Genomic DNA, 14,018 nt, shown 5'->3' on the forward strand with positions numbered 1-14,018 from the left:
CTAGTTAGTACTACTTAACGCGTAACTCCATCGTCCATTAAATGACTGGTAAGCATTTACCTTAGCCAATAACGATGAAATAGTTGAATCAACGGCATTTTCTTGTGCTATTAAAACATCCTGACGTGCATCTAACAACTCTAAGTAAGGAATTTGCCCTTCTTCATACATTGCTTGTGCTTGTAAAAATGCATTATTAGCAAACTGATACCGCTGCTCAGCAAAACGCGATTGCTGTGCTTGATTGACCAAGTATTGCAATGAAAGTTCACTCTCGTTAATGGCTTTTAACACCACTTGTTGATAGTCAGTATAAGCAGCTTGACTTAAAAACTGCTGCGCATCACGCTGAGCCAACAACGCAGGATAACTCAATAAAGACCATTGTACTTGTGGTGCAACTTGCCACTGCTGCTGGGTGTCGCTAAAACCATTACTGCCCAAACTTAGCACGCCTGCAAAACCACTTAAGCTGATATCGGGTAATAGAGCTTTACTGGCTGCCACACTTAAACTATTTGCTTGGCTAAAGTCATATAATGCACGGCTAATATCAGGCCTTAGTGCAATAGCCTGATTTGGCTTTGCTAGTGACACTTGAAATGCCTTGCTCAATACAGCACGTTCATCTTTAATACTCAGTGATTGCGTTGGTTGTGCACTTAATACCGCCAGCGTAGATAAGTCACGAAACTTAGCATATTCAATCGCCGGAATGAGCGCTTGTTGCTGCCTAAGTTGCGCCATGGTGCGGTTTAAATCAAGCTCATTTGCCACACCTTCATCTACTTGCGCCTGCAGCACTTGAATGCTTTGTTCAAGTGCTTCTATTTGCATTTCAATAATTTGTTGCTTTTGCAGGTTGCCCTGATAGCTGGCAAACCCTTTAACCACAGATGACACAACTTCAATTTGTAATAGCCTAACTTGCTCTGCTTGGCTCATAGCTTGTGAATTTGCGGCATCAACGAGTGCAGTTATTCGACCAAATAAGTCGAGCTGCCAGTCAAGTGCAACATTTGCACTTGACTGTCGGCTATTGGTATCGCCTAGTCCACTTCGTTTAGCTCCAACCTCAACACCGCCTTGCGGTAAGTATTGTGCTTGTTGTTCACCGATACGTGCCAACGCACTTTTAAGCACTAACTGACTCGTTTGTAAGTCGTAGTTATTAGCTAATGCGTTGCTAACAAGCTGGTTTAATTGCGCTGAACCTAACTTGTACCACCAGTTTTGCTCATCGTCACCAACATACTGTTCTGCCGATATTGCTTGGGCAACAAACTCGTTTACTTGTTGTTGCTCAGCTGCTGTATCTATTTTGCTCGCACAGCCAGATAACACTGCAATCGCTAACACTGAGCCTAAAAATGCCGGCATTTTAAATTTGTTTAAATGTAATTTAGTCATTTGAAGACTCCTCAGCGCGCTGCTTTTTTACCACCAGCATGTAAAACACTGGCGTAAATAATAGCCCAAATACAGTCACACCAATCATACCTGAGAATACTGCGTTACCCATTGCATGACGCATTTCAGCACCGGCACCGGTTGCCAACACTAACGGAATAACACCCGCGGTAAAGGCAATTGAGGTCATTAAAATAGGACGTAAACGCATGCGACACGCTGCCAACATAGCCTCAAGGTGCGATAATCCAGTGTCGTGTTTATCTTTGGCAAATTCCACCATTAAAATGGCGTTTTTAGAGGCCAGTGCCACCAGTACAATTAACGCTATTTGGGTAAATATATTGTTGTCTGAGCCTACAAACCACACCCCTAATAACGCAGAGAATATAGTCATAGGTACAATTAAAATAATGGCCAATGGTAAACGTAGGCTTTCATACTGTGCAGCCAGTACCATAAACACAAGCAATACCACCAGTGGGAACACGTACACCATAGTATTGCCGGCAAGTACTTGCTGATACGTTACCTCAGTCCACTCATATTCAATACCAGTAGGTAGCGTTTTCGCCAATACATTTTCAATCGCTGTTTGCGCTTGGTCTGAGCTGTAACCTGGCGCTGGGCTGCCGTTAAGTTCAGCACTTGGGTAACCGTTGTAGTGCATAACACGATCAGGGCCTATAGTTGGCGTTACCGTAAGCACTGAGCCTAGTGGCACCATATTACCTGCACGATTACGTACTTTTAGGTTTAGTATTTGCTCTGGGTCTACCCTAAATTCAGCATCTGCTTGAGCATTTACTTGGTAAGTACGACCAAACATATTAAAGTCGTTTACATACACTGAGCCTAAATAAATCTGCAATGAGTTAAATACTTCATCAAGCGCAATACCTTGGATAAGTGCTTGTTCGCGGTCAATATCAATATCCATTTGCGGTACTTGAATTCTAAAGCTTGAATACAACCCCATTAACGCCGGATCTTTTTGCGCCGCAGCAATCACTGATTGCAAGCTATTAAATAATGCTTCAAAGCCTTTGTTTGCTCTATCTTCAATTTGCAGTTTAAAGCCACCTGTAGTGCCTAAGCCTTGAATTGGCGGTGGCGGAAATACAGCCACAAACGCTTCATCAATAGCCGCAAAACGTTGGTTTAACTGCGCCGCAATAGCCGAAGCCGACATACTCGGATCGGTACGCTCTGCAAAAGGCGCCAATGGTGTAAACACAATGCCGCTGTTAGGGCTATTAGTAAACCCATTTACAGATAGGCCTGGAAACGCCACGGTGTTTGCAACACCTGGAACCTCGAGCGCTATTTGCTGCATTTGTTTTACTACCGCTTCAGTTCTGTCTAAGCTTGCTGCATCTGGTAGCTGCGCAATGGCAACTAAGTATTGCTTATCTTGCTGTGGTATAAAGCCACCAGGTACCGCGTCAAACAGCTTAATAGTGCCGCCAACTAAAGCAACATAGGCAACCATTACCACCACGCTCATACGAATAAGCTTTTGTACTAGCTTTTCATACCCTGTTGCACCACGGTTAAACAGTCGATTAAATGGCTTGAATAACCAGCGACCAAATAACTTATCTAATAAGCGGGTAAACGCATCTGGTTTTGCGTCGTGCGATTTTAACAATAAGGCTGCTAGCGCCGGCGACAATGTCAGTGAGTTAAACGCTGAAATAACCGTTGAAATAGTTATGGTTAAAGCAAATTGCTTATAAAACTGTCCAGAAAGTCCAGTAATAAAAGCCGTTGGAATAAATACCGCACACAATACCAATGCAATCGCAATAATTGGGCCGGTTACCTCTGTCATTGCAACGCGTGTTGCTTCAAGCGGCGATAAGCCGTTTTCTATATTTCGTTCAACATTTTCGACCACTACAATCGCATCATCAACCACAATACCTATAGCCAGTACTAAACCAAATAGCGATAAGGTATTAATAGAAACACCAAGCCACTGCATTACAGCAAAGGTACCAATGAGTGAAACTGGCACAGCTATAAGCGGAATAATAGATGCGCGCCACGTTTGTAAGAATACAATAACTACAATAACAACCAATGCGATTGCTTCAAGCAAAGTGGCTATTACCGCATCAATTGAACCACGAACGAATACCGTTGGATCATAAACAATGTCGTATTCAACACCTTCAGGAAAGTCTTTCGATAAACGTGCCATGGTTTCACGCACCTGATCTGAAAGCTCAATGGCATTTGAACCCGGGCGTTGAAATATTGGCATTGCCAATGCGGGTTGATTATCAAGTTCAGCACGCAGTGAGTACGAGTCTTGGCCTAAGTCAACACGCGCCACATCTGACAAACGCGTAAGTTGCCCTTGCTCACCGACTTTAATAATGACCTGCTTAAATTCTTCAATGCTATTTAGGCGGCCTTTCACGTTTAATAAAATTTGAAATTGGCTATCGTTAGAGATTGGTTGAGCACCTAAGCTACCCGCTGCAACTTGCTGATTTTGCGAGCGCAAAGCAGCCACAACATCGGTTGCTGTAAGCTCACGTGCTGCTAATGCATCTGGATTTAACCACACACGCATAGCATATTTACCACCGCCAAATAACTGAATATCACCCACGCCAGGTAAACGAGCTATTTCATCTTTAATGTTTAAATCGGCATAATTTGATAAATACGCCGTATCATGGCTATTCTGTGGTGAATATAAATGCACCACCATGGTTAAATCGGGTGATGACTTTTCAGCAACTACCCCTAAACGCTGTACCTCTTGTGGTAAGCGCGGTAATGCACTATTTACTCGGTTTTGCACTTGTACTTGAGCACGGTCTAAATCCGTCCCTAAGGCAAATGTTACGGTTAAAGTCATGCGCCCGTCACTGGTCGCTTGTGAAAACATATATAACATGTTTTCAGTGCCGTTTATTTCTTGTTCAAGCGGTGTTGCCACTGTTTGTGCAATAACCGTTGGGTTTGCGCCCGGGTAACTGGCTGTCACTACCACTGTGGGTGGCACAACTTCTGGGTATTCACTGACTGGCAGCTGAAATAAAGAAATGCCACCCGCAATCAAAATAATCAGCGACAGCATGGCCGCAAAAATCGGTCGCTGGATAAAAAAGTGTGAAAATTTCATTTAATAACCTTATTGCTTAGCAACTAAATCGGCAGGGTTAGCAGTGAGTGTAAATGCCACACCTTGGGTATTAATTGTCACTTTATTTGGTGATATTGGCATGCCCGGCCCTACGCGAGCTGGCCCATTCACGGCAATCACATCACCCTGTTCAAGGCCAGAGGTAATGGCACGTAATGCGCCATAGCGCTCACCTACAGTAACCAATTTATATTGCAGTACATTATTTTCGCCCACAGTAAGAACAAAACGATTTTTTAAATCAGTACCAATAGCTCTATCTGGAATAATGACGGTTTCGCGTATTGCATTGGCAGCGAGTTTAATCCGTGCAAAAGAGCCTGAGCGTAGCTCGTTACTACGATCTTCAAATACCGCTCGTACACGTAATGTGCCAGTAGAAGCATTAATTTGGTTATCTATAAAGTTGATGTGGCCGTTGTAATTAAAATCACTCTGCCCTACTTTTTGCATAACGACAGGCTGCTTGCTTGATGCAGTAACATCATCAAATGCATTGTTCCAAGTGCGTTCATCGACATCAAAGTAAGCATACATTTTGTCATTTGAAACAATTGAAGTGAGCACGCTTTGCCCGGCAAGGATGTTGTTACCTTTAGTGATGTTTGCGCGAGAGATAATTCCATCAATAGGTGAAACCACAGAGGTAAACTCTAAATCAAGTTCTGCGGCTTTAAGCTGCGCTTTAAGTGCAGCAAGTTGTGCTTCACGCTGACGTAACGTTGAGGTACGAGCTTGCGCTTGTTCTGTAGAAATTGCTTTACGCTCAGTTAGACGCACTGCACGTGATGCTTCGCTTTTTGCTTGTTCAAGAGCCGCTTGTGCACTCTTAACCTGAGCTTGTAAACTAGCTACCGTGGCTCTAAATGAACGATCATCAAGGCGAAATAACACATCACCTTGTTTAACAGCATCCCCTTCTTTAAATTCAATTTGCTCAATAATGCCTGATACACGCGGCATTAATGCCACTTTTTGCGGTGACTCTAAGCGCGTTGTATAGGTATGCCAACTTTGTACAGGCTTTACCAGGACTTGGGCTACATCAATAGCTTGATATTGTTGTGCGGGTGCTGATTGCGCTGTGCTTTCTTCAGCACAACCGGTCAGAGTAATTAATGCAACAGATAAGGCTGTAGCAACTAAGTGTTTGTTCATAACGACGCTCCTGTTAATTAGGCGATACATAATACGGAACATACTTGTTGACAAAAACAATAGATTTTTAAATTCATTAGTGCCAAAATGGCATCAAAGTGACACAATGGTGCAATAATGGATACAACAAGCCGACTCTTAATGCTGCTTGAAGTGGTTGAGCAGGGATCATTTGCTAAAGCTGCTGAAATACGCAACATTGATCGTTCCGTGATCTCTAAACAAATTAGTCGTTTAGAAGATGAGCTAGGCGTGAGGCTATTAAATCGAACTACCCGTTCGTTTTCACTTACCGCAGCAGGCGCTGAAATGATAAAAAAAGCGGACGAGTTGCGAAGCCTACTCGGCGATACCCTGCGTATGGCAGAGAATTATCACTTAGAACCTCGTGGCGTATTAAAAATTACCTCATCGACTTTAATTGGTCGGCGTTATTTACAACCAGTGATCAACGATTTCCAAAAGCGCTTTCCGCAAGTGGAAGTAGAACTTCGTTTAGATGATCGGCTTGTCGATATTGTCTCAGAAGGATTTGATTTAGCATTTAGAGTGGGTGAGCCAAAAGACTCCTCTTTGATTGCTCGAAAGATTGCGCGTAATCGTTTATTACTTTTAGCTTCCCCTGCATTTATCGAAACCTATGGAATGCCGAAAAACATAACTGATTTAGCACAATTACCCGCCGCTAGTTACGCAAGTAGTTCACTGCGAGTTGATGGAGTAAGTTACTACAACCACCTGGGTGAACAATGCGAACAAAAAATTAAAAGTGTATTTAGAGCCAATGATGCTGAAGCACTGTTAATGAAAACACTCTCTGGAACCACTTACGTTTTAGCTCCCGCGTTTATATTGGATAAAGAAGTGATTGATGGACAACTGGTGCCTTTATTAACGGATCTAAAGTTAATGGAACACAGTGCCATGTATGCAGTATACCCACATCGTGATTTACCGGTAAGAACCCGGTTATTTTTTGATGCTGTACGTGAATATATTGGTAAAGAAAAACCGATTTGGGAAAACAGTATTCCTGATTTTGAACAAATGTATTAAGCCGCAATAAACCTAACCATGCACTAAAATATCAGTACAGACCTCGTTGCGGCCAGTTTCTTTGGCTTTATAAAGTTGTTTATCAGCCAAGTCTATTAGTTCACTTAGGCTTTGTTGCTGGTATTGAACAACGCCTATACTAGCGGTTAACTTAATGGTTTCACCATTGGCAATGATGTGCTTATTTTGTATTGCGAGTCTTAACTTTTCTGCCATTGCTAAGGCTGCTTGCGGGCTATCAAAATTGCTCATTAGTGAAAACTCTTCACCTCCCACTCTAAATACATATCCTTTAGCAAAAGTGACACGCAATAATGTTGCTAGCTCAACCAACACTTTATCGCCCACCTCGTGCCCATACTGATCATTAATTTGTTTAAAGTAGTCTAAATCGAGTAGAAATAAGTAAAGTTGAGATTTATCTCTGAGCTCTACTTCAAAATACTGGTTCATTGATAAACGATTACCAGCACCGGTTAAGGGATCGAGTAACGCTAAATTTTTTAAACGTTTCGAAAAATCAGCTCTATTACCTTCAAAAACATGAGATATGGCCCATATGCTTATGTATACGAATAATAAGTTAAGTCCTATGTTAAAAGCTGAAAACGATGAATGTGGCAGTTTTTGAGATAACACCATCAACTGCAAAAAAAGTAATGCCGCAGACAAAAATAACCCGTAACGTCTACCAAGTAGTAAGTAATAAAGAATAGGCAAAATAAATGTCCATAAAAACAGACCGTTTTTAAGGGGGGCTAAGTAAGTGCCGCACAACACAATTAAAGAGATGGCTAAACACATGATAATGGCATGCCAGCGCTTAGGGTAGTGTTTTTGTGAGTGCTTAAAAATATACAAGCATAATAAGGAAAAGCCGACTTCGAGACCACCAACAAGGTGTAAATTATTTACTGATAAATTAAAAACGGCAAACACCAACGACAAAAAACCAAAGCAAATACACATCCATTTAAGAACGTGCTTGCGTAGCGTTTTTGTACTATTAAGAGCAGCTATATCCATGGATAACTTAAAATATTTTTGATGGCTTATAATACCCCTGAAATGCAAAAATCACAATTTTCAGCTAAATAAGCCAGTGAAAACAAGTAAAAAGAACTAGAAAACAACCTCAATCTGTAAGCAAGTCATTAACAGTACCCACTAAAGCTGCAAATTCTTCATCAACATGCGCTAACTGTTTAACGCTCAGCGTTTTATTTAACTTGAGTAGCAAATGCGCATAAGCTTTTAAATTTTGTTCATTTTGCTCAAGCAGCTCATTACTCATATATTGCTCACGCTCAGTGATAATGGTGTGTAATTGCTGGGTAAACTCTGCCTCGCTAAGTGTTTGCTGGCTAAAAAGGGTTTCAAGTGCGGCTAAACGAGTTAGTTTATAGTCGTACCATAAATCACTGGTAGGGGTATGATCACTATTGGCTTGTGATATGAGCGTTTGCTGCTCAGAAGTGAGTTTGCCAAGCCACTGCTTGTAGTAATCTAGTTGTCTCTCTAAGCGTTGCTGTTGGTGCTCCTCTTTAGTTAATGAAGCGTGCTCTTGGATTTCGTCATTAATTTGCTCGCGAATATTTTCTACCATTTCACTTCGCTGTGATGGGGTTAAGGTCAGCGCTAACTCAATTAAAGGGTCACTAGTATGCAACAGCAAGTTTCGCCAATGCTGCTTCACTTGGGTTATTTTATCCATCAACTGCGCAGTATCGGCTTCATTGTTTAGCAATTGTCTTAGGTCGAGTAAATCGGCTTTATATTTTGGTAATTCAACTTCACGATGCCAATCTCGGGTGTCGTTAATAATCGCTTTTAACTGCTTAGATTGGCTTTTATTAAGATCAACGTAATCATCTATCCAAAATGACGATAACCAACCTAGGTTGTTATAGGCAAATGTCGTTGAACAGCTGGTAATAAATAACAAACTGGTTATAAAAATAATTTTGCCTAGTTTTATATTTTTTAAATTATTTAACATGAAAAGACCCCGTTGTATGATGCTTTGGTTGCCAAAAATCATCATAAGTAATTATGTAAGCTACTGCTTGCTTTTATTTTTTTCATTTTTCTATAGAATCGCAAGCTAACGCAATTTATATCATAGCTATGTGCTTAAGTTTAGAATTTTTGAGCTATAGTTAAAGCTACTTGTTAATACGTTTGTATATCTAATTTATAAACGTTGGCGTTATTGATTTAGCTCATAATTTATTAGCTACTCGAGTAAGAAGTAAATGATTAATCGTTATGATGCTTACCAACAACGATAACTAATTTGGAGACATGCATATGTCACAGTCTAATTTAAAAGCAATGTTCTTTGCGGGCATTATACTTGCTACACCTTATGCTTATGCAGGGCTTGAGGAAGGCATAATAGCTGCAAACGCAGGGCAATTTGAGGAAGCACTAAAAGAGTTTAATTACCTTGCAGACAAAGGCTATGCCCCAGGTATTTACGAACTAGGTAAGTTGTACGAGGGCGGACATGGAGTTACTCGCGACTACTACAAAGCTGCAGAGCTTTATCAACAAGCAGTTAAAAAGAATCATGTAGATTCGATGTTTGCACTTGCAGTATTGTATGACGAAGGCAATGGCGTAAAGTTAGACAAACAAATGGCTATTAGCTTATTTGAGAAAGCAGCCAATAAAAACCTTCCTGCTGCACAGTATAATTTAGGGGTAATGTACGCCAACGGCGATGGCGTGAGCCAAGATTATAAAGCCGCCAGAACATGGTATGAAAAAGCCGCCGCAAATAATTACACTCTTGCACAATTTAATTTAGCACTGATGTATTTCGAAGGCTTAGGAATGCCAAAAAACCTTGAAATGTCGTATGTGTGGAATACCATTGCTGAGTATAACGGTAATATGCAAGCTAGTCACAGTCGTAAACTTGATGAACGCACTATGCTCCCTAAGGAAGTCGCTGAGGCTAAAGAAAAAGCCGATGCTATTTATAATAAAATTTTAGCGGGTACTTATGCGGGTGAAGGGCGAATGTTTTAAGCCAAAAGAATAACTAAAAAAGCTGAATGAAGTGATTCATTCAGCTTTTTTATTTTAAGTACTACAGGCTATTTTACATAAAGCCACTTTAGCACTTTGATCAGTAATTTATTTTGTTTAAGTAATAAACCTATACGCGGATTAAACGAGCCTGATACTAAGGTATTTTTTGCATGGCTAAAGGTTAAAAAGCCTTCTTTAGCATGATAATGCCCCATTCCTGAATGACCCACCCCGCCAAATGGTACATCATCGGCAGCTACTTGTATTAATGTATCGTTAACGGCAACGGTTCCGCTAAGTGTTTGCTTAATAATGTACTGTTGCACTTGCTTGTCTTGGCCCAAAATATAAACCGCTAATGGATGATGGCGTAGTCGAATATAATTAAGCGCATCATCTAATTTGTCATAACTCATAATCGGTAAAATAGGCCCAAATAACTCTTCTTGCATTAATTGCATCTCGTCGGTGACATGCGTCACAATATGCAGACCCATCCGGTGTTTTTCAGCGTCTTGTTGATTTTGCTCAAGTGGCTTTGTTATTTTAGCGCCTTGTTGCTGTGCTTGTTCTAAATAACCTAGCAGACGTTGATAATGAGCTGGACTAATAATAGAGGTCAGGTTTTTCCCTTCAACACCTTGCTTAAAGTGCTTTTTATAAAGTGTGCACAAAGCTTTAATAAACTGATGTTCTAGTGCTTTAGGAACAAATACGTAGTCAGGAGCCACACATATTTGCCCTGCATTGGCCATTTTGCCAAATAATAGAGCACGAGCGGCTTTATTTACGTCTGCTTTTTCTAACACAATGACTGGCGATTTTCCGCCTAGTTCTAAAGTGACTGGTGTTAAATTTTTACTCGCTGCGCCCATCACCAACTTACCGACCGCTGTTGAGCCAGTAAATAATAAATGTGCAAAGGGTAATGATGAAAACTCACTCGCCACCTCGCTGCCACCTTGAATAATGGTGCAGTGTTGGCTTAATTCACCTATAAATATTTTTTCAAGAACCGCATTGGTATTAGGCGTAAATTCACTGAGCTTTAGCATAACCCTGTTGCCCGCTGCAATCGTGGTGATGACCGGTACCAATGCCAATTGAATAGGATAGTTCCACGGTGCAATCACACCCACCACGCCAATAGGCTGATAGGTTACACTTACTTTTGAGGGCCATAAGCTTAACCCCGCGCTGCGATGACTAGGCTTAGACCAGCGAGGTAACTTTTTAATAATATGTGCAAGCCCCTGCATGGTGGGCAAAATATCCCCCACTAAGGTATCAAAGGCCGTTCGGTAACCAAAATCTTTAGATACTGCAGCAATTAAGTCTTGCTCTAGCGTTACAATGTTAGCGCGTACTTTCTTGAGTAAAGCAAGGCGTTGCTCAATGGGTAAGTAAGGGGTGTCTTCAAAAGAGTGCTTTAGTTCATTAAATTGTGAACGCAAAGTCCCTGTAGATAATGTATCAGTGGTCAAAATAGGCTACTCGATTTATAACGTTTTCAAGACTATAACCTTGATCTGTTACTCGAGCAATAAAGAGTGATTTTGCAACATAATGAAAAGCGTTGCAAAAACACTCATAAGGTTGGTTGGAACTCATTCCGATGCACAGCTTTTATGTGCATCGGCTATCTGTTTTGTTAGCTAATTAGAGGGAGCTCTTAAAAGCCAAAAACCTGGGCTGCTATGGTCATTGTTACTACGGTAATTAAAACAATAGCGACAATATTTAACACAAAGCCAGCACGGATCATGTCTTTCATTTTAATTTCACCCGAGCCAAACACAATCGCATTGGGTGGTGTGGCTACTGGCATCATAAACGCACAACTACAAGCAATCGCAGCTGGAATAACCCACACTAACGGGCTACCAGTTATTGACTCAGCAACTGGGCCTAGTAATGGTAAAAAGCCTGCGGCTGTTGCCGTATTACTGGTAATTTCCGTTAAGAAAGTAATGAGTGCCACCACCACAAGAATGCTCATAACTAAAGGAATTGCACTGGCACCCTCAATCATGTTGGCAATGTAGATAGCTAATCCAGATGATTTAATTTGCGAGGCTAGCGTCAAGCCACCCCCAAATAAAAGCAACACACCCCAAGGTACTTTAGCTGCACTTTCCCAATCTAAAATTCGCTCATCACTGCCTTTATTTGCAGGTAGTACAAATAATAATAATGCCGCTGCAATAGCAATACCCGTATCTGAAATTTTAAGGCCGGTTACATCGCCTAGTAATGGTCTAAATATCCAACAAATAGCTGCAAACGCAAATACAAACAACACGCCCTTTTCAGCACGTTGCATTTCACCTAATTCTTTTAGCTGCGAAGAGAATACCGCTTTAGTATCAATTCGCTTGTTTGCTTGTACATTCGCATCAACTTTGTAGGTAAATTTAGTTAGCCAAATCCAGCTGATGATTAACATGCCAAGTGCTAATGGCACACCAACTATCATCCACTGGGCAAAGCCAATTTCAATCTGGTAGCTATCTGATAGGTACGCAGCCATTAATGCATTTGGAGGAGTACCAATTAAAGTAGCAATACCACCAATACTCGCACCATAAGCAATAGATAGTAAAAGTGCTTTACCAAACCCCTCATTACTAGGATCTGAACTTTTAACTAAATGAGTGATAGATAAGGCAATAGGCAACATCATTACTGCGGTAGCGGTATTCGACATCCACATTGATAAAAATGCAGTCACTAACATCATGGCTAAAATTTGTAAGCTTGGTTTTTTACCTGCATAAAGCATAGTTCTTAATGCAATACGCTTATGTAACCCCCAACGCTCCATTGCAATTGAGATTAAAAAACCGCCTAAAAATAAAAAGATCAGCGGATGCGCATAAGGAGCTGCAACACTTTTTATAGCCGCTATATCTACTATAGGTGAAATCACTAACGGAAGTAATGCAGTAGCAGGAATGGGCACAACTTCACTTACCCACCACGATGCCATCCAAAATGCTAAGCCTGCAGTTTTAAATGCAGCTGCCGACATTCCTACTGGCGGCTCAGCTAAACAGGTCAGTAACATTACACACGGACCAAGTAATAATAACAGCCACTGTATAAACGGCTTTTTATTGGCGTTATTTTCTAAAATACGTTTTGTCATATTAACAGCCTTTAAAATTTATATTTAAGACCAAGCGCAACACTACTATCAGCATTCTCTTCTAGGTCGAGGTCAGTATATAAAAGGTAAGCGGTAGTTTGCTTATCAAAAATGTAGTCTACACCGGTAGTCCACTGAGTAGCGTCTGATGCTTGACGTAGTTTTGAATCATCTTTTGCAAATTGTACTTTAGGAACCCATTTATCGAGCTTGTAACTTGCACTTAACACATAACCATTCCCTGATTTAGTACCATCAATTGATTCTGAATGTTGGTATAACGCACCTAATTTTAGCTTTTCAAATTTATACACGCCTGCAACACGACTTGCTTTAATGTTATTAAGTGAGTCAACATGGCTAATTGAAATAGAGTAAGGTGTTTTATTTAAACTACGGTCACCATAAATCAGGGTTGCCGCAAATCCTGCTTCGTTATCTTTGTTGTCATCTTTTGGCGCATAGGTAAATGAAAACTGTGCATTGTGCCAGTATTTAGAGGTATAAGTAATGGTGTCGCCTAAGCGGTCTTGTCCGGCAATAACTTGTGAAATATCTGCTTGGGTTTCGTTAAAGTTATCAAGCTTGCCTTCTGAATATTTAAAGCGAGTGTCGTTTCGCCCTACGACCACTTCACCAAAAGCACCTTTTAGGCCAAGATAAGTATTGCGTGCTGCAAAAGGCTCATTGGTATCGTCGTGTTCAAAACCTTTAACTTGAACCTCGTATTTAAATACGGCAGTAAAATACTCATTTAATTTATGGTCCCCTTTAATACCAATACGCGAAAAAGGGGCATCTATTTGTGTGCCTTCATCTGCGTAACGCATAATGCCAGTATCGGTGTTGGCAATTTGTACTTCGGCTTTACCATACACAGTGTAATCTGCAGCAAACGCTGTTACAGGTAGTGTGGCAGCACTGCATAACGCAGCAAGTACTGAACCTTGGAATAGATTATTTTTCATTATGTATCCTAATTATGTGATGTTACTTGTTGTCTACAACTGTAGAGCAAGAACATGACCAACTAGATAATAACAA

10 protein-coding genes are annotated in these 14,018 nt (G+C 40.9%); 2 read left to right on the forward strand and 8 right to left on the reverse strand.

Translation table 11 applies throughout. The features are described from left to right. From CWB78_RS00140 to CWB78_RS00150, 3 genes are read right to left on the reverse strand one after another with little or no spacing between them, the layout of a single operon-like run. Positions 1–1,410, reverse strand: a complete 1,410-nt coding sequence (locus CWB78_RS00140; protein WP_054201231.1) for a TolC family protein — start codon at positions 1,408–1,410, stop codon at positions 1–3. Then, on the reverse strand, positions 1,403–4,552 hold the full coding sequence (locus CWB78_RS00145) for an efflux RND transporter permease subunit (protein ID WP_054201232.1): 3,150 nt from the start codon (positions 4,550–4,552) through the stop codon (positions 1,403–1,405). The genes CWB78_RS00140 and CWB78_RS00145 overlap by 8 nt, the downstream gene beginning before the upstream one ends. A gap of 9 nt (positions 4,553–4,561) precedes the next feature. Beyond that, a complete protein-coding gene (locus CWB78_RS00150) occupies positions 4,562–5,731 on the reverse strand; it encodes an efflux RND transporter periplasmic adaptor subunit (protein WP_010388999.1) in 1,170 nt (389 codons plus the stop codon). Between the two features lie 117 nt (positions 5,732–5,848). Between CWB78_RS00150 and CWB78_RS00155 the strand changes: the two genes are divergently transcribed. Next, on the forward strand, positions 5,849–6,787 hold the full coding sequence (locus CWB78_RS00155) for a LysR family transcriptional regulator (RefSeq protein WP_010389001.1): 939 nt from the start codon (positions 5,849–5,851) through the stop codon (positions 6,785–6,787). 12 nt (positions 6,788–6,799) lie between these two features. Here CWB78_RS00155 and CWB78_RS00160 read toward each other — a convergent pair whose 3' ends face one another. Then, positions 6,800–7,813, reverse strand: coding sequence for a GGDEF domain-containing protein (locus tag CWB78_RS00160; protein ID WP_054201233.1), 1,014 nt, complete (start codon positions 7,811–7,813; stop codon positions 6,800–6,802). Between the two features lie 109 nt (positions 7,814–7,922). After that, positions 7,923–8,786 (reverse strand): DUF6279 family lipoprotein, encoded by an 864-nt coding sequence (locus CWB78_RS00165; protein WP_054201234.1) that lies wholly within the window; start codon positions 8,784–8,786, stop codon positions 7,923–7,925. Positions 8,787–9,097: 311 nt separating this feature from the next. Between CWB78_RS00165 and CWB78_RS00170 the strand changes: the two genes are divergently transcribed. Continuing rightward, on the forward strand, positions 9,098–9,823 hold the full coding sequence (locus CWB78_RS00170; RefSeq protein ID WP_010389004.1) for a tetratricopeptide repeat protein: 726 nt from the start codon (positions 9,098–9,100) through the stop codon (positions 9,821–9,823). 68 nt (positions 9,824–9,891) lie between these two features. Here CWB78_RS00170 and CWB78_RS00175 read toward each other — a convergent pair whose 3' ends face one another. From CWB78_RS00175 to CWB78_RS00185, 3 genes are all read right to left on the reverse strand, one after another. Further along, positions 9,892–11,310, reverse strand: coding sequence for a coniferyl aldehyde dehydrogenase (locus CWB78_RS00175; RefSeq protein WP_138593876.1), 1,419 nt, complete (start codon positions 11,308–11,310; stop codon positions 9,892–9,894). Between the two features lie 188 nt (positions 11,311–11,498). Next, positions 11,499–12,974 (reverse strand): SLC13 family permease, encoded by a 1,476-nt coding sequence (locus tag CWB78_RS00180; RefSeq protein ID WP_138593877.1) that lies wholly within the window; start codon positions 12,972–12,974, stop codon positions 11,499–11,501. 11 nt (positions 12,975–12,985) lie between these two features. Continuing rightward, positions 12,986–13,942 (reverse strand): porin, encoded by a 957-nt coding sequence (locus tag CWB78_RS00185; protein ID WP_138593878.1) that lies wholly within the window; start codon positions 13,940–13,942, stop codon positions 12,986–12,988. Positions 13,943–14,018 lie beyond the last annotated feature (76 nt).

It is taken from the genome of Pseudoalteromonas sp. S1612 (assembly GCF_005887175.1).
GTDB classification, from domain to species: Bacteria; Pseudomonadota; Gammaproteobacteria; order Enterobacterales; family Alteromonadaceae; genus Pseudoalteromonas; species Pseudoalteromonas undina.